The organism is Lysobacter hankyongensis, assembly GCF_039543145.1.
In the GTDB taxonomy this organism is placed as follows: Bacteria; Pseudomonadota; Gammaproteobacteria; order Xanthomonadales; family Xanthomonadaceae; genus Lysobacter_I; species Lysobacter_I hankyongensis.
In genome coordinates this window covers 27483-44451 of sequence record NZ_BAABJE010000010.1, presented here as the reverse complement: position 1 = coordinate 44451, position 16969 = coordinate 27483, and the positions used below count along the sequence as shown (strand labels likewise).

Below are 16969 nucleotides of genomic sequence, written 5' to 3'. Positions count from 1 at the left end.
CCCCCGCATGCGGGGGAGGGGGCAGGAGCATCCCATGACCCAACATCTGCTCGATCCCGGCTTCGCGCTCACCCTGCGGCCGATGCGCTATCCGACGTTCTACGAGATGTACCGCGATGCCATCCGCAACACCTGGACGGTGGAGGAGATCGATTTCGGCATCGACCTCAACGACCTCCAGCACACACTGGCGCCGGCGGACCGGCATCTGATCGAACGTCTGGTCGCGTTCTTCGCCACCGGCGACAGCATCGTCGCCAATAATCTGGTGCTGAATCTCTATCGCCACATCAACGCGCCGGAGGCGCGGATGTACCTGTCGCGCCAGCTGTACGAGGAAGCGCTGCACGTGCAGTTCTACCTGACCCTGCTCGACACCTACATTCCCGACCCGGCGCGGCGCGCGGACGCCTTCGCGGCGGTGGAGAACATCCCGTCGATCCGCGCCAAGGCCGATTTCTGTTTCCGCTGGATGGATTCGGTGCAATCGCTGGAGCGGCTGGAGACGCGCGAACAGCGTCGGCAGTTCCTGCTCAACCTGATCTGTTTCGCCTGCTGCATCGAAGGCCTGTTCTTCTTCGCCGCCTTCGCCTACGTCTGGTTCCTGCGTTCGCGCGGACTGTTGCCGGGCCTGGCGGCGGGCACCAACTGGGTGTTCCGCGACGAATCCGGGCACATGGCGTTCGCGTTCGAAGTCATCCATACCGCGCGCCGGGAGGACCCGGGCCTGTTCGATGCCGACATGGCGAACGACGTGCGCCGGATGCTGCACGAGGCGGTCGAGGTCGAAGCCGCGTTCGCCGACGACGTGCTGTCGCAGGGCGTGAACGGGTTGTCGCCGGGCGAGATGCGCCAGTATCTGCGCTACGTCGCCGACCAGCGCCTCGCCGCGCTGGGCCTGGCGCCCGAGTTCGGCGCGAAGAATCCGTTTCCCTTCCTCGATCTGCAGGACGTGCAGGAACTGGCGAACTTCTTCGAGCGCCGGGTCTCGGCCTATCAGGTCGGCATCAGCGGAGCGGTGGCGTTCGACGATGCGTTCTGAGTGACTTGCCCCTTCCCCAACTCTCCCCCGCCTTGGAGGGAGGTCGCCTCTCGCGGCACGTCGGATATTCAGGCATCTGCTTGACGGCGGGGAAGAGGTTCGCCCGAGCCCGTTGTCTTGCCCCCTCCCCCGCAAGGCGGGGGAGGGTCGGGGTGGGGGCAATCGCGATACTGCAACGCGGAGTTCCCCGATGGACACCCTCTCGCCCCTGGATTTGACTGACGGATTCCCCTTCTGATGGTGCCCCATGCGGCAAGGCCAGAAACGAGATTTCGCCCGCAAGCTTCGCCGCGGGATGACGGATGCCGAACAGTGCCTGTGGCGCATCCTGCGAAAGCGGCAGATCGACGGTCATCGCTTCAGGCGGCAATGTCCGATCGATCGCTTCGTGGTCGACTTCGCATGCCTCGAAAGCGCATTGATCGTCGAGGTGGACGGTGGGCAGCATGCGGAATCGTCCCAGGACCGCGCTCGGGACGCCTGTCTGGTGAGGCTGGGATATCGTGTGCTGCGTTTCTGGAATAATGATGTTCTTGAAAACAGCGAGGGTGTTTACGACATGATCCGGATTGCGCTGTCGGACAGCCCCCATCCCGGCCTTCCCCCGCATGCGGGGGAAGGTGAAGAGCAGGCCGACCATCGCCTGCAGCCATCGCCTGCAAGTGATTGGAGGGGAAAGCCTTGATGACCACACTGCGGATCGCACTCGCCCAATTCGATTTCCCGGTCGGCGCCGTGACCCGGAACGCCGAGCGGATCGCGGCGATGATCGTCGAGGCGCGCGACGAATACGGCGCCGACATCGTGCTGTTTCCGGAGCTGGCGCTGTCCGGCTATCCGCCGGAAGACCTGCTGCTGCGCCCGGGGTTCCTGCGCGACTGCGCGGCGGCGATCGAGACGGTCGCCGCCGGCGTCGAGGGCATCGTCGCGGTCGTCGGCTGGCCGCAGGCCGCGGGCAGCGTCGTCTACAACGCCGCCAGCGTGCTGCGCGACGGCAAGGTCGAGCGCACCTATCGCAAGCGCGAGCTGCCGAATTACGCGGTCTTCGACGAACGCCGCTATTTCGATGTCGACCCGGACCGCGAGGACTGCGTGTTCGAGGTCAAGGGCGTGCCGGTCGGTCTGATCATCTGCGAAGACCTGTGGTTCGCCGAGCCGATCGCCAGCACCGTGCGCGGCGGCGCGCGGATCGTGCTGGTGCCGAACGCTTCGCCGTTCGAGCGCGACAAGCACGCGCAGCGCGATGCGCTGCTGGCGGAGCGGGCGCGCGAGACCGGTGCGGCCATCGCCTATCTCAACGTCGTCGGCGGCCAGGATGCGCTGGTGTTCGATGGCGCCTCGGTGGTGGCCGACGGCGACGGCAGCGTGCATCCCGCGGCGGCCGCGTTCACGGATCAGTGGCTGGTGGTCGATTACCTGGACGAGACGCGCAGCTTCCTGCCGGTGCAGTGGGTGGACGAAGGCGACGAAAGCCGCGATGCGCTGGCGTGGCGCGCGATCGTCCGCGGGATCCGCGATTACTGCGGCAAGAACGGGTTTCGCAAGACGTGGCTGGGACTGTCCGGCGGCATCGATTCGTCGATGGTGCTGGCGCTGGCGGTGGATGCGCTGGGTGCGGAGAACGTCACCGCCGTGCGCATGCCGTCGCGCTATACCGCCGGGCTGTCGAACGATCTCGCCGATGAGCAGTGCCGGGCGCTGGGCGTGAAGATGCTCACCGTGCCGATCGAGAAACCGTTCCAGGGCTATCTCGATGCGCTGGCGGACGCCTTCGCGGGCACGGCGGTGGATGTGACCGAGGAGAACCTGCAGTCGCGCACCCGCGGTGCGCTGCTGATGGCGCTGTCGAACAAGCTCGGCGGTCTGTTGCTGACCACCGGCAACAAGAGCGAGTACGCGGTCGGCTACGCCACGATCTACGGCGACATGTGCGGGGGCTACGCGCCGATCAAGGACCTGTACAAGACCGAGGTGTTCGCGCTGTGCCGCTGGCGCAACACCGTCGGCGGTGCGCCGGTCATTCCCCCTGCGGTGATCGCGCGGCCGCCGACCGCCGAACTGCGCGAGAACCAGAAGGACGAGGATTCGCTGCCGCCGTACGACGTGCTGGACGCGATACTGCTGCGGCACGTGGACCAGGAACAGTCGCGCGACGAGATCGTGCGCGCCGGTTTCGATGCCGCCACCGTCGATCGCGTGCTGAAGCTGGTGCGCATCGCCGAATGGAAGCGGCATCAGGCCGCGCCAGGGCCGAAGGTCTCGCGCCGCGCGTTCGGCCGCGAGCGGCGCTATCCGATCACCAACGGTTACGTGGCGTAGGGCGGGTCCGCGCCCGTCGTCCGGCCCACCGTCGAACCGCCTCATGCGCTGGCATACCGCCGATTTCGATGCCATCCAGTGGCACGACGTCCATGTGCACGGTTTTCGCATCGTGGCCGACGGGCGCGGAACCGCCGAGCTTGTCCTCGATATCGACTTCATCCTCGAATGGATCCGGGACGACGATGATCGATTCCGTTTTCGCGTCGCCCAGGCGATCCTGCAGTTCCATGAGGTCTTCGGCCTGCGCTTCGCGCTGGATTACGTCGCCTGCAGTGCGGGCATGAGCGCGTTCGCGATCGATCGCATCGAACGCGCGCCGCTGCGCGAGATCGCGGACGACGAAGACCATTTCGGCCCATGGCGATGGCGTATCGACGTGAACTGGCCCGAGGGCTTCCTCGAATTCGAATCGTCCGGCTTCAGCCAGTGGCTGGTGGGCGATGTCGTCGAGCAAACGGTTCAATGCCTGGAGTCCGCGTACCGGATATGAGGCTCATCGGCATCGGCACAAAAAAGCCGCCTTTCGGCGGCTGTTTTGTTGAACGACCGGCGGAGTCAGTCGTTGTCGATCGCGCCTTTCTCGCTCGCGAACGGGTTGAGCTTGCGGAAGTTCGAAGGATAGTCCGGCCATTTGTCCGGGTTGGCCAGCCACGGGTGCTGCGGTGCCCGCTGCTGCAACTGCGCGCGGGCGCCGTCGGCGAGGGCGGTGTTGCCCAGGCGGGTGTAGGCCTCGGCCATGACCGCGATGCCGTCGTTGTCGTAGGCGCTGTCGGGATAGGTGTCGCGCATGTACTCGGCGCGTTCGATCGCGGCCACCCAGGCGGTGCGGCGCAGGTAGTACATCGCGGTTTCGATTTCGTGGCGGGCGAACAGATCGCGCAACTGCTTCATGCGCAGGACCGCATCGGCGGCGTAGCGCGAGTTCGGATAGCGATCGGTGACGATCTTGAAGTCGTTGTAGGCCTGCTGCGGCGTGGCCAGATCGCGGCGGCTGGCGTCGAGGCGCCACACCCGCTGCAGGAACACGGTGTCGCGGCTGGAATTGACCAGACCGCGCAGATAGTAGAGATAGGCCGCGTGGCGGTGCGTGGGATAGGTGCGCAGGAAGCGGTCGATGGTCGCGATTGCGTCCTCGTTGGCGCCCATCTTGTACTGCGAATAAGCGGTTTCGATCAGCGCCTGCTCGGTGTACGCGCCGTACGGGTACTGCGCGATCAGTCGCTTGAAGGTGAGTACGGCGGAGTCGTAGTTGCCGTTGCGGATCGAGCGCTGGGCCTTCTGGTACAGCTCGGCGGCCGGTACGCCTTCGTTCTCCTTCTCGTCCTTGAAGGCGCCCTTGAGCCGGGCGCAGCCGGTGGCGCCGAAGACGAGGATCAGGATCAGGGACAGGGCCGGCAGCAGGGCGGGGCGCAGGAAAGCGGAGAACGACGGGCGGCGAAGGAGCATGCGGGCTGCTGCGATACGGATGAGCGGGCGATAATACCAGCCCGGGCGAGCCAGCCCCCTTAACCGCGCGAAACCGCGCCGCCCCCCAGGAGCCCCCGGATGCCGTCCAACGCGTCGCCCCCGTCCTCGCCGGACACCGCCCCGCGCACGGTGACCGTGCCCGATCAGGCCTCCGGGCGCCGGTTCGATGCGGTGCTGGCCGAGCTGTTCCCGGAATATTCGCGCTCGCGCCTGGCCGAATGGATCAAGTCCGGCGATGCCCTGCTCGACGGTCGCCAGGCGCGGCCGCGCGACCCGGTGCGCGGCGGCGAGCGCGTGGTGCTGACCGCGGCGCTGGAGATTCAGACCCGTTCCGAACCCGAGGACATCGCGCTCGACATCCTGTACGAGGACGCCGATGTCTTCGTGCTGGACAAGCCGGCCGGGCTGGTGGTGCACCCGGGCGCGGGCAATCCCGCGGGCACCCTGGTCAACGCGCTGCTGCATCGCGACCCCGGCCTGGCCACCCTGCCGCGGGCGGGCATCGTGCATCGCCTGGACAAGGACACGTCCGGGGTGATGGTCGTGGCCCGGACCCTGCCGGCGCACACGTCGCTGGTCGAGCAGTTGTCGGCGCGCGAGGTGCATCGCCAGTATCTCGCCGTGGTGGTCGGCTCGCTGGTGTCCGGCGGGACGGTGAATGCGCCGATCGACCGCCACCCGCGCGACCGCCTGCGTCAGGCGGTGCGCGAGGACGGTCGCGATGCGGTCACCCACTACCGCCTGCGCGAGCGTTTCCGCGCCCACACCCTGCTGGAATGCCGGCTCGAAACCGGTCGTACCCACCAGATCCGCGTGCACATGGCGCACATCAAGCATCCCATCATCGGCGATCCGCTCTACGGCGGTCCGCTGAAGCTGCCGAAGGGCGCCACCGACGCCCTGGTCGAATCGCTGCGCGGCTTCAAGCGTCAGGCGCTGCACGCCGAAACCCTCGAATTCGCCCATCCGATCAGCGGCGAACCGGTCCGCTGCTCCACGCCGATGCCGGCCGACATGCAGGCGCTGGTCGGCACGCTGCGCGAGGACACCCGCGAGGCCGAGGAGCGCGCGCGGTGACATCCGACCCGCGGCTGCACGCCGATTGGCCCGCGCCGCCGGGCGTGCAGGCGTTCACCACCCTGCGCCATGGCGCGGGGGTGTCGCAGGCACCGTTCGACACCTTCAATCTCGGCAATCGCCACGCCAGCGATGGCGACGACCCGGTCATGGTCGAGCGCAACCGCGAGGCCCTGATCGCGCTGGCCGGTCTGCCGTCCGCGCCGCACTGGTTGAAGCAGGTGCACGGCGTGGACGTGGTGCGTTGCGATGGTGCCGCAGCCGATGACGAGCCCGTCGCCGATGCGGCGGTCACCTCGACGCCCGGCACCGTGCTCGCCATCCTGACCGCCGATTGCCTGCCGGTGGTGTTCGCGTCGGCGGCCGGCGATGAGGTCGGTGCGGCCCATGCGGGCTGGCGCGGACTGGCGGCCGGGGTGCTTGAAGCTACGGTCGCCGCGATGCGGACGCCGGCCGATCGCCTGATCGCCTGGCTCGGCCCCGCGGCGGGACCGCAGGCTTATGAGATCGGCGAAGAGGTGTTCCGCGCCTTCGTCGATCGCGATGCCGCCGCGGCCGCCGCCTTCGTCGCCACCCGGCCCGGGCACTGGCGCGTCGATCTGTACGCACTGGCGCGGCGGCGGCTCGCCCGGGTCGGCGTGACCCGCGTCTTCGGCGGCGGCCTGTGCACCATTTCCGACCCGCAGCGCTTCTTCTCGCACCGTCGCGACGCCCGCACCGGGCGGATCGCGACGCTCGTCTGGATCGACGGGTGACCGATCCGGTCGCGCCGCCGCTGTTCCGTTGCGTGCTCGGCGACGGCTTCGCGCGATTGCCTGCAGAGGTCCGGGCGCTGCACGCGGGCCCCGGGCACTGGCAGGGCGAGGCCGAGGTCGAGCGCGGCCGTGGCCTCCTCGCGCGGCTGTGTGCGCGCCTGACCCGACTGCCGCCGGCGGGCGGTCACCCCGTCCGCGTGGAGATCCGCTGCGACGCCGACGGCGAGCGCTGGGTCCGGCGCTACGGTCGCGCGCATGCGATGCCCTCGCGCCTGTGGTTGGGGCAGGGCCGTCTGCGCGAACGTCTCGGCCCGGTCGTGCTGGAGTACGCGCTTGCGGCAGATGCTGCGTGCCTGCAGTGGCGGGTGTCGGCCGCGCGCTGCTTCGGATGTCCGCTGCCTGCGCGCTGGTTCGCAGGAGTGGTCGCGCGGGAATCCTCGGCGGACGGGCGCTATCGTTTCGACGTGCGCGCCGAACTGCCGGGCGTGGGTCTGCTGGTCCACTATCGCGGCTGGCTGGCGGTGCCATGAGCGACGTCGATCCCCGCGCCATCATCGTCTTCGACGGCGTCTGCGTGCTGTGCAACGGCTGGGTGCGTTTCCTGCTGCGGCACGATCGCCGGCAGCGCTACCGCTTCGCCGCGATGCAGGGCGACGCCGGCCGCCGGCTGCTCGCGGACAACGGCCTCGATCCCGACGACCCCGTGTCGTTCCTGCTGGTCGAATACGACCGCGACCCATCGCCGCGCGTGTCCACCGACACCGACGCGATGCGTCGCGTACTGACCGGGCTGGGTGGCGCGTGGCGTCTGGCCGGGGTGTCGGCGTTGCTGCCGCGCCGCGTGCGCGATCCGCTGTACCGCTGGCTCGCGCGCAATCGCTATCGCTGGTTCGGCCGCCACGACGCCTGCATGGTGCCGGACCCGGCGCACATGCATCGCTTTCTCTGACGGCTCGGCAGGTTCCGGCCGGCCGGGCTGAACGGCGCTGCACGGGACCGCGCGCATGGCTGCCGCCGCCTCGTTGCACCGCGGATCGCCTTGTTATCGTCCGGGCCTTCCCTCCATGGACTTCCGCGCATGCTTCGACCGTTCGCCCCCTGCCTGCTGTGTGCTGCCCTGCTCCTGAGTGCGGTCCCCGCGTCCGCCGCATCCCTGGCCGAAGTCCAGTCGCTGCTGGAAGCGCGCGCGCCGACCGCATTGGCGGCCGCCGAAGCGCTGGTGAAGGCGGAGCCGAAGAACGGCAGCGCCTGGGTCGCGCTCACTCGTGCCCGCGTCTACGCGAGGCGTTCCGAAAAAGCGGTGGAAGCCGGCGAACGGGCCACCGCACTGTCGCCCAACGATGCCCAGGCGTTCCTCTGGCTCGGCAATGCGCTGGGCAACCGCATCGGCGAAGTCGGCATGCTGTCGAAGATGACGATGGCGCCGGATCTGCGCGATGCGTTCGAGCGCGCGGTGAAGCTCGACCCGACGCTGATCGACGCGCGCAACGCGCTGATCGAGTTCTATCTGCAGGCACCGGGCGCGATCGGTGGCGGCATCGACAAGGCGCGGGCGCAGGCGACCGCCATCGCGAAATACGATCGCGTGCGCGGCCTGCTCGCGCAGGCGCGCATCGCGCAGCACGAGAAGAAGCCGGCGCAGGTGGTGAAGGCCTACGAGGATGCCTATGCCCTCAAGCCGAACGATCCGCAGGTCCGCGCCGCGCTGTTGGTGGCGTATCAGGAAACGAAACGCTGGCCGGACGCGTATGCGGGGATCAAGCGATGGATCGCGGAAGATCCGAAATCGAACAATGCGCAGTACCAGCTCGGCCGGCTGGCGGCGGTGTCCGGGCAGTATCTGGCCGAGGGCGAAGCCGCCCTGCGCAAATATCTCGCCATGCCGCGCGGCAAGGACGATCCGGAGCCGAAGAACGCGCGCTATCGCCTGGGACAGGTGCTGGCGCACGCCGGACGCAAGGAGGAAGCGAAGGCCGAGCTGCAGGCGGCGCTGAAGCTCGATCCGAAGTTCAAGGACGCGAAGGACGCGCTGGCCGCGCTGTGAATCGCGGGTCGATGCGCGGACTTTGATTGCGGTCAAGGTCCGCACGCGCGGCGGGACTTGGAATTGCGGGTACGGCCCCTATGTTCAGGGCATCGCGGCACGGCCGCCCCCACTCCCGGAGTCCCGCCCATGCGCATGGACAAACTCACCTCGCGGTTCCAGCAGGCCATCGCCGACGCACAGTCGCTGGCCGTGGGCCGCGACCACAACGTCATCGAGCCGGTGCATCTGCTGGTCGCGCTGCTCGATCAGCAGGGCGGCGGCACGCGGCCGCTGCTGGCCCAGTCCGGCGTCAACGTGCCGGCGCTGCGCGAGCGCCTCGGCGAAGCGCTGGAGAAGCTGCCGAAGGTCTCCGGACAGGCCGGCAGCGTCAACGTCGGCAACGATCTCGCGCGCCTGCTCAACGTCACCGACAAGCTTGCGCAGCAGCGCGGCGATGCCTTCATCGCCAGCGAACTGTTCGTGCTCGCCGCGCTCGACGACGGCGGCGACACCGGGCGCGCGCTGAAGGCCGCCGGCGCCGACAAGCGCAAACTCGAAGCCGCGATCGACGCGATGCGCGGCGGCGAGAAGGTCCAGAGCGAGAACGCCGAGGAACAGCGGCAGGCGCTGGAGAAATACACCATCGACCTCACCGCGCGCGCCGAATCGGGCAAGCTCGATCCGGTGATCGGCCGCGACGAGGAAATCCGCCGCACCATCCAGGTGCTGCAGCGGCGCACCAAGAACAATCCGGTGCTGATCGGCGAACCCGGCGTGGGCAAGACCGCGATCGTCGAAGGCCTGGCCCAGCGCATCGTGAATGGCGAGGTGCCCGAAGGGCTGCGCGGCAAGCGCGTGCTCTCGCTCGACATGGGCGCGCTGATCGCCGGCGCCAAGTTCCGCGGCGAATTCGAGGAGCGGCTGAAGGCGGTGCTCAACGATCTGGCCAAGAACGAAGGCCAGATCATCCTGTTCATCGACGAACTGCATACGATGGTCGGCGCGGGCAAGGCCGAAGGATCGATGGACGCCGGCAACATGCTCAAGCCCGCGCTCGCGCGCGGCGAGCTGCACTGCATCGGCGCGACCACGCTCGATGAGTACCGCAAATACGTCGAGAAGGACGCCGCGCTGGAACGTCGGTTCCAGAAGGTGTTCGTCGGCGAGCCCAGCGTCGAGGACACCATCGCCATCCTGCGCGGGCTGAAGGAAAAATACGCCGTGCATCATGGCGTCGAGATCACCGACCCGGCGATCGTCGCCGCGGCCACGCTTTCGCACCGCTACATCGCCGACCGCCAGTTGCCCGACAAGGCCATCGATCTGATGGACGAAGCCGCGTCGCGCATCCGCATGGAAATCGACAGCAAGCCCGAAGAGCTCGACCGCAAGGAGCGCCGGCTGATCCAGCTCAAGATCCAGCGCGAAGCGCTGAAGAAGGAGAAGGACGACGCCTCGAAGCAGCGGCTGGCCGATCTCGAAACCGAGATCGCCGCGCTGGAGCGCGCCTTCAACGATCTCGAGGAAATCTGGAAGGCCGAGAAGGCCGCGGTGCAGGGCACCACCAAGGTCAAGGAACAGATCGAAGCCGCGAAGCTGGAACTCGAAGCCGCGCAGCGCCGCCAGGACTACGCGAAGATGAGCGAGATCCAGTACGGCCGCATGCCGGAGCTGGACAAGCAGCTGCAGGCGGCGCAGGCCGCGGAAATCCAGGGATTCCAGCTGTTGCAGGACAAGGTCACCGACGAGGAGATCGCGGAGGTCGTGTCGCGCTGGACCGGCATCCCGGTGTCGAAGATGCTCGAAGGCGAGCGCGACAAACTGCTGAAGATGGAAAGCGCGCTGCACGGCCGCGTGGTCGGCCAGGAAGAAGCGATCAAGGTCGTGTCCGACGCCGTGCGCCGCTCGCGCGCGGGCCTGAGCGATCCGAACCGCCCCAGCGGCTCGTTCCTGTTCCTCGGCCCCACCGGCGTGGGCAAGACCGAGCTGTGCAAGGCCCTGGCCGAATTCCTGTTCGACTCGACCGATGCGATGGTGCGCATCGACATGAGCGAATTCATGGAGAAGCACGCGGTCAGCCGCCTGGTCGGCGCGCCTCCGGGCTACGTCGGTTACGAGGAAGGCGGTTATCTCACCGAAGCGGTGCGCCGCCGCCCGTACAGCGTGATCCTGCTCGACGAAGTCGAGAAGGCGCATCCGGACGTGTTCAACATCCTGCTGCAGGTGCTGGACGACGGTCGCCTCACCGACGGCCAGGGCCGCACCGTGGATTTCCGCAATACCGTGATCGTGATGACCTCGAATCTCGGTTCGCAGATGATCCAGGAGCTGTCGGACAACGACACCCCCGAGGGCTACACCAAGATGAAGGCGGCGGTGATGGGCGTGGTGCAGGCGCACTTCCGTCCCGAGTTCATCAATCGCCTCGACGACATCGTGGTGTTCCACCCGCTGGACAAGGCGCAGATCCGCGAGATCGCGAAGATCCAGCTGCGCGGGCTGGACAAGCGGCTGGCCGAGCGCGGCATCCGCCTCGTCCTCGCCGAGAAGGCGCTCGACTTCCTCGGCAACATCGGTTTCGATCCGGTCTACGGCGCGCGGCCGCTGAAGCGTGCGATCCAGCAGCAGCTGGAAAACCCGCTGGCGCAAAAGATCCTCGCCGGCGATTACGGCAACGGCGACACCGTGCGCGTCGACGCCGAGGGCGGGCGACTGGTGTTCGGCAAGGACTGATCGCCCTTGGACAGGATCAGTCGCTGCCGGCGTCGCTGCCGGTCGCGACTTCCAGCGCCGCCACGCGTTCTTCCAGCGCTTCGATCCGTGCGAGCAGGGCATCGAAGGCGCCGTCGTCGCGCGTACGTGCTTCCGCAGGTTCCGGGCCGCGCTCCGGCATCGCCGGTTCGCCGCACAGCAGATGCGCGTAGCGGTCTTCGCGCTGGCCGGCGCCGCGCGGCAGCCGGCGCACCAGCGGCGCGTCGCGTTCGGCGAGGCGGTCCAGCGCGTGCTTCACGTCGTCGATGCCGGCGAAACGATGCTGGCGTTCGCTGCGCGCCAACAGTTCGTGCAGCGTCTGCGGGCCGCGCAGCAGCAGCAGCGCGATCAGGCAGGACTGCGCCGGCGTGAGGTCGTAGATCTTGTCGAGGCGATGGTGATAGCGCTCGCTGCGCGCGCCGTATTCGGACTTCACGAGGCCGCGCGGTTCGAGTTGGCGCAGGGCGTGGCCGATCTCTCCGGGACTGAGATTGGTGACCGGCTCGCGCGCGGTCTTCTGGTTGCAGGCCAGCACGATGTTGTTGAGCGTCAGCGGATAGACATCCGGGGTGGTCGCGGCCTTCTCGACGAGACTGCCGAGGATCCGGGCCTCGGCGGGCGTGAGCTGCGGCGGGGCGGGGCTGTCTTGGGCGTTGTCCATGGTGTCTGCGGACCTTCTGCGGCGAATCGCACGATTCTAGCGATATCCTGCACGATCGCGGCGAAGGCCCTGTGGCTTGCCCCGGATTCATGGTCGCAGGCGCACGCTTCCGGTCGGTTCACTTCCCAGGAGTTTCCGATGCGCGCTCACCTCTTCCGTGGCCTGGCGTTGAGCTTGGCCTTGATCGCCGCACCGACGGCGATGGCAGGCGATCTCACCTGCAAGATGACCTACAACATCTCGGGCTGGTCCGCGTTCTACAAGACCGCCAGCGGCACCGGCGACATCCAGTGCAGCAACGGTCAGCGCATGTCGGTCCGCATCGAGACCAAGGGCGGCGGCCTGACCTTCGGCAAATACAAGATCCAGAACGGCTTCGGCGAGTTCGCCAACGTCGACGATATCCGCGACGTGCTCGGCAGCTATGCGACCGCCGAAGCGCACGCCGCGGCCGAGAAAAGCGCTTCGGGCCAGGCGATGACCAATGGCAAGGTGTCGCTGGCGCTGGCCGGAAAGGGCAAGGGCTGGTCGCTCGGCGTCGCCTTCAGCAAGTTCACGATCAGCGCGCGCTGATCGTCGGGCTCGGATCTCCGGGCTCAGTTCGCCGACCGCAGCGGACCGCTGCGGTATTGCGGCATCGCGGTGATCATTTCGCCGAGCGAATGCGCCAGCGCATGTTCGGCCAGCAGCGCGGCGTCCGCCCCGCGCTGCAGCAGATGTTTCACCGCCTCGTCGCTGTGCGCGCGCGCGAGCACCGGAATGGAGGTCGTGCCGAGCTTGAGCCGTTGCGCGACCTTGCCGGCTTCCAGCGGGTCCGGGATGGTCAGCACCGCGAGCGCGGCTTCGCCGGGCATCGCTTCGGCCAGCACGTCGTCGTCGGCGGCGTTGCCACGGATCGCGGTATATCCCGCAGCACGGGCGTTGATCACCTTGTCGCCATCGGTGTCGATCACCATGAACGGCACGTTCGCGCGCTGCAGCACTTCGGCCAGCTTCACGCCGACACGGCCGTAGCCGATCAGCAGGACGTGACCCTGCGGCGGGCGCGTCGCCGTCGTCTGCACGGTGTCCGGCTTGCGGGTGCGCCGGGTCATCAGCGCGAACAGCGGCGGATTGATCAGGATCGAGAGGATTGCGCCGGCGAGGATGAGATCGCGCGATTCGTCCGACATCAGTCCGAGCGAAGCGCCCAGTCCGATCAGGATGAAGGAGAACTCGCCGATCTGGGCGAGGCTGGCGGCGATGGTCAGCGCGATGTCGTTGCTCTTGCCGAGCATCCGCACCACCGCCCAGGCGGCCAGCGATTTGCCGATCACGATGATGCCCAGCGTCTCCAGCACCATCAGCGGATGCCGAACCAGGATCATCGGGTCGAACAGCATGCCCACCGACACGAAGAACAGCACCGCGAAGGCGTCGCGCAGCGGCAGCGAATCTTCCGCGGCCTTGTGCCCGAAAGGCGATTCGTTGAGCAGCATGCCGGCGAAGAACGCGCCGAGCGCGAACGAGACGCCGAACAGCTCCGCCGCGCCGAAGGCGATGCCCATGGCGCAGGCGAGCACGAACAGCGTGAACAGTTCACGCGAACCGGTGCCGGCGACGCGCTCCAGCAGCCAGGGCAGCACGCGCCGGCCGACGAGCAGCATCAGCGCGACGAAACCACCGACCTTCAGCAGGGTCGTGAGCAGCGCGGTGCCGAGGCCGCCGGTGTCGGCGCCACCGTTCGCGGCGAATGCGGGCACGAGCACCAGCGCGAGCACCATCGCCAGATCCTCGACGATGAGCCAGCCGATCGCGATGCGGCCGCGTTCGCTGTCCAGCAGTCGCGCGGTCTCCAGGGCGCGCAGCAGCACCACGGTGCTCGCCACCGACAGCGACAGGCCGAAGATCAGGCTTTCCGCGTCCGACCAGCCCAGACGCGTGCCGAGGAACCAGCCCATCGCGGTGGCCGCGGCCATCTGCACGATCGCACCCGGCACCGCGATCCGGCGCACGTCCATCAGATCGCGCATGGAGAAGTGCAGGCCGACGCCGAACATCAGCAGGATCACGCCGATTTCCGCGAGTTGGGGCGCGAGGGTTTCGTCGCCGACGAACCCCGGCGTGTACGGACCCACGAGGACGCCCGCGAGCAGATAGCCGACGATCGGCGAGAAGCGCAGGCGATGTGCGAGCAGGCCGAAGATGAAGGCCAGCACGAAGCCGATGCAGAGCATCGCGATGAGAGAGGTGTGGTGCGGCATGACCGCACTATAAATGAACGCGCGACGACTCCCTGTCCGTGCGTTCATGTTCGCTGGCGGCGACGAAGACACGTCGTCCGAAAACGGAAAGCCCCCGACGAGCGGGGGCTTCCGGTGTGCCGCGGACGCGGGCGCCCGCGTTCAGCGCCTGCGGATCACCACTTGTAGCCGATCCGTCCGTACAGGTAGGCGCCGTTGAAGCCGTTCGGCGACGACGCGCTGTAAGGCAGCTGGCCGTTGGTGGAGTTGGCGAACAGCACTTCGTCCGGATACTCGTCCAGCACGTTGTCGGCGCCGAGGGTGAAATCCCAGTTGCCGAGGCTGTAGCTGCCCGAGAGGTCCAGCGTCCACTGCGGATCGAAGGTCTGATCGCGCGAGGTGTCTGCCGGATTGTTGCCGAACAGCACGCTGAACTCGCCGTAGCGGGTGGCGTTCGCGCCGAACTTCCAGTTGCCCAGCGTGTACAGGCCGCCGAACTGGAATTTGTCGCGCGGCGCGCCGACGGTGAGGCGGCCCACTTCGACGCGGCCGATACGCACTGCGGTCGGATCGATCGCGGTCAGCGCGGCCGGATTCGGCGCGATGCGTTCCACCGTGGTCTTGTTGTAGTTGTAACCGGCGGTGAGATCGAGGCTGCCGTTGCCGAGCAGCCAGCGGTAGGTCGCGATGATGTCCACGCCCTTGGTGCTGGTGTCGATGGCGTTGGTGAAGTAGCGGCCGCCGCCCAGCGCCGGATCGACGGTGGCGTTGAGGAAGTTGCGCACCGCGGTCGAGGTGAGGTTCTCCGACAGCATGATCCGGTCGTCGATGTCGATGCGGTAGGCGTCGATGGTGACGTAGAGATTGTCGACCGGCTTGAGCACCAGGCCCAGGCTGAGGTTCTTCGATTCCTCGGCCTTCAGCGGTTCGGCGCCGAGCGCGACCGCGGCCGGATCGTTGACGCGGAAGGTGCGGATGTCGAACGGCACGCCGCCGATGAAATTGGTGGCGGTCGAGCGGAAGAACTGCTGCTGCAGCGACGGCGCGCGGAAGCCGGTGGAGACGGTGCCGCGCAGGGCCACCGCGTCGCTGAAGTCGTAGCGCGCCGAGACCTTGCCCGAGGTGGTGCTGCCGAAATCGCTGTATTCCTCGCTGCGCACCGCGAGGCCGAGGTTGAACTTGTCGGTGACGTTGGCTTCGAGATCGAGGTAGGCGGCGAAGCTCTCGCGGTCGAAATCGCCGGCATCGTCAGGGCGGAAGCCCGGGAACACCTGCGAGCCCGACGGCGCCGGGGTGCCGCCGGGCAGCAGCACGCCGCCGTTGACGTACGACGACAGTTCGCCCGCGCCCTGCTGGAAGCCTTCGCCGCGCCATTCCAGGCCCCAGGCGACGTTGAGCGCCGAGGCCAGCCAATCCACGTTGAAGCCGCGGGTGACGTCGAGGTTCAGCACGTGCTGGGTGATCTGCAGCGCGCCGGCGTCGAACTGGGTGGGCGAGGTCGGGCCGAGGCTGCGGTTGAGGCTGTTTTCGACGCCGAAGCTGAGGTCGTTGCGGCCGTAGTTGTAGCTGAGGTCGACATCCCATTCGAGCACGGTCATGCCGCGCAGGCCGACGACGAAGGCGCGGTCTTCGGCGATGTTGCGGATCTGCGGCAGGAAACCGTCGGGGTAGATCGCCTGGATGTTGCGGGTGTCGAGCGCGGTGCGGAAAAAACCGTTCGACAGCGCGTCGCGACGGCTGGCGTTGGCGAAGCCGTAGAAGCTGAGTGCGTCGTTGATCTGCAGGTCGGCGTTGGCCGAGAACGCGTACTGGCGGACTTCCGGATCGCCGTAGCGCTGCACCACCACGCCCGGCGGCGGTGCGGTGCTCGGGCGCACGGTGACGCCGGGCGCCAGCACGTAGGGGCGGGCGCGATCGGTCTGATCCTGGTCGCGGGCTTCGGCGGCGAGATGCAGCGCGCCGTTCTCGCCGAGCTTGATGCCGACATCGCCCGACAACTGCGCGGTGCGGCCGTCGCCGGCGCTGTACTGACCGCCGGTGAGGGCGATGCTGCCGCCGCTGTCGCTGCCCTTGAGCACGATGTTGACCACGCCGGCGATGGCGTCGGAGCCGTACTGCGCCGAGGCGCCGTCGCGCAGCACTTCGACGCGCTGGATCGCGGAAATCGGGATGGCGTTGAGGTCCACCGGCGAGGAGCCGCGGCCCTGGCTGCCGTTGAGGTTGATCAGCGCGGTGGTGTGGCGGCGCTTGCCGTTCACCAGCACCAGCACCTGGTCGGGGGCGAGGCCCCGCAGCTGCGCCGGACGCACGGCGTCGGTGCCGTCGGTGATGGCCGGGCGCGGGAAGTTCAGCGAGGGCAGGGCGCGGGACAGCGCCGTCGCCAGTTCGGTGGTGCCGGTGGCTTCGAGGGCCGCGGGGGTGATGACGTCGATCGGCGAAGGCGACGAGGCCACGGTGCGCGTGGAGGTGCGCGTGCCGGTGACGACGACGGTTTCGAGGCTGTCGCCCTGGGCCTCCTGTTCCTGGGTTTCGTCCGGGGACTGGGCGAAAGCGGGCACGCTGGCCAACGCGATCAGCAGGCCGAACGTGAGCGGGTGTCGCTTCATGGTGCACTCCTTGTGGAAAAATCGGGCATCCCCGGGATGT

Annotated in this window: 15 protein-coding genes; 10 read left to right on the top strand and 5 right to left on the bottom strand. The window is 68.0% G+C overall.

All coding sequences use genetic code 11. From position 1 onward, the window contains the following. Positions 1-34 precede the first annotated feature (34 nt). From ABD974_RS09900 to ABD974_RS09890, 3 genes are all read left to right on the top strand, one after another. Entirely contained in the window at positions 35-1042 is a 1008-nt protein-coding gene (locus ABD974_RS09900; RefSeq protein WP_345303157.1) for a ribonucleotide-diphosphate reductase subunit beta, read from the top strand. 247 nt (positions 1043-1289) lie between these two features. After that, positions 1290-1727, top strand: a complete 438-nt coding sequence (locus ABD974_RS09895) for an endonuclease domain-containing protein (protein ID WP_345303156.1) — start codon at positions 1290-1292, stop codon at positions 1725-1727. After that, positions 1727-3361, top strand: a complete 1635-nt coding sequence (locus ABD974_RS09890; RefSeq protein WP_345303155.1) for an NAD+ synthase — start codon at positions 1727-1729, stop codon at positions 3359-3361. Before ABD974_RS09895 ends, ABD974_RS09890 begins: the two co-directional genes overlap by 1 nt. Here ABD974_RS09890 and ABD974_RS09885 read toward each other — a convergent pair. Further along, the gene (locus ABD974_RS09885; RefSeq protein ID WP_345303154.1) at positions 3339-3827 is read right to left on the bottom strand and encodes a hypothetical protein; all 489 of its coding nucleotides are present in this window, start codon (positions 3825-3827) and stop codon (positions 3339-3341) included. The two genes, ABD974_RS09890 and ABD974_RS09885, sit on opposite strands and share 23 nt — an antisense overlap. A gap of 92 nt (positions 3828-3919) precedes the next feature. Continuing rightward, the gene (locus ABD974_RS09880; RefSeq protein WP_345303153.1) at positions 3920-4810 is read right to left on the bottom strand and encodes an outer membrane protein assembly factor BamD; all 891 of its coding nucleotides are present in this window, start codon (positions 4808-4810) and stop codon (positions 3920-3922) included. A gap of 99 nt (positions 4811-4909) precedes the next feature. On the opposite strand from ABD974_RS09880, the gene rluD reads away from it, so the two are divergent. From rluD to clpB, 6 genes are all read left to right on the top strand, one after another. Continuing rightward, on the top strand, positions 4910-5908 hold the full coding sequence (gene rluD, locus ABD974_RS09875) for a 23S rRNA pseudouridine(1911/1915/1917) synthase RluD (RefSeq protein ID WP_345303152.1): 999 nt from the start codon (positions 4910-4912) through the stop codon (positions 5906-5908). Further along, positions 5905-6663 carry a peptidoglycan editing factor PgeF gene (pgeF, locus tag ABD974_RS09870; RefSeq protein WP_345303151.1) on the top strand — a complete coding sequence of 253 codons (759 nt, stop codon included), beginning with the start codon at positions 5905-5907 and terminating at the stop codon, positions 6661-6663. Before rluD ends, pgeF begins: the two co-directional genes overlap by 4 nt. After that, complete coding sequence (locus ABD974_RS09865) at positions 6660-7193, top strand: DUF4166 domain-containing protein (protein ID WP_345303150.1); 534 nt, start codon at positions 6660-6662, stop codon at positions 7191-7193. Before pgeF ends, ABD974_RS09865 begins: the two co-directional genes overlap by 4 nt. Further along, positions 7190-7612, top strand: coding sequence for a thiol-disulfide oxidoreductase DCC family protein (locus ABD974_RS09860; RefSeq protein WP_345303149.1), 423 nt, complete (start codon positions 7190-7192; stop codon positions 7610-7612). The genes ABD974_RS09865 and ABD974_RS09860 overlap by 4 nt, the downstream gene beginning before the upstream one ends. A gap of 129 nt (positions 7613-7741) precedes the next feature. Then, positions 7742-8707 carry a tetratricopeptide repeat protein gene (locus ABD974_RS09855; RefSeq protein WP_345303148.1) on the top strand — a complete coding sequence of 322 codons (966 nt, stop codon included), beginning with the start codon at positions 7742-7744 and terminating at the stop codon, positions 8705-8707. A 129-nt stretch (positions 8708-8836) separates the two neighbouring features. Continuing rightward, complete coding sequence (clpB, locus tag ABD974_RS09850; RefSeq protein ID WP_345303147.1) at positions 8837-11422, top strand: ATP-dependent chaperone ClpB; 2586 nt, start codon at positions 8837-8839, stop codon at positions 11420-11422. 16 nt (positions 11423-11438) lie between these two features. On the opposite strand, the gene ABD974_RS09845 is transcribed toward clpB, so the two are convergent. Beyond that, entirely contained in the window at positions 11439-12101 is a 663-nt protein-coding gene (locus ABD974_RS09845; RefSeq protein WP_345303146.1) for a YceH family protein, read from the bottom strand. 138 nt (positions 12102-12239) lie between these two features. Between ABD974_RS09845 and ABD974_RS09840 the strand changes: the two genes are divergently transcribed. Then, positions 12240-12674 (top strand): hypothetical protein, encoded by a 435-nt coding sequence (locus ABD974_RS09840; RefSeq protein WP_345303145.1) that lies wholly within the window; start codon positions 12240-12242, stop codon positions 12672-12674. Positions 12675-12697: 23 nt separating this feature from the next. Here ABD974_RS09840 and ABD974_RS09835 read toward each other — a convergent pair whose 3' ends face one another. After that, entirely contained in the window at positions 12698-14344 is a 1647-nt protein-coding gene (locus tag ABD974_RS09835; protein ID WP_345303144.1) for a cation:proton antiporter domain-containing protein, read from the bottom strand. 155 nt (positions 14345-14499) lie between these two features. Next, positions 14500-16929: a TonB-dependent receptor plug domain-containing protein gene (locus ABD974_RS09830; RefSeq protein WP_345303143.1), complete on the bottom strand. Its 2430-nt coding sequence runs from the start codon at positions 16927-16929 to the stop codon at positions 14500-14502. Positions 16930-16969: the final 40 nt, after the last annotated feature.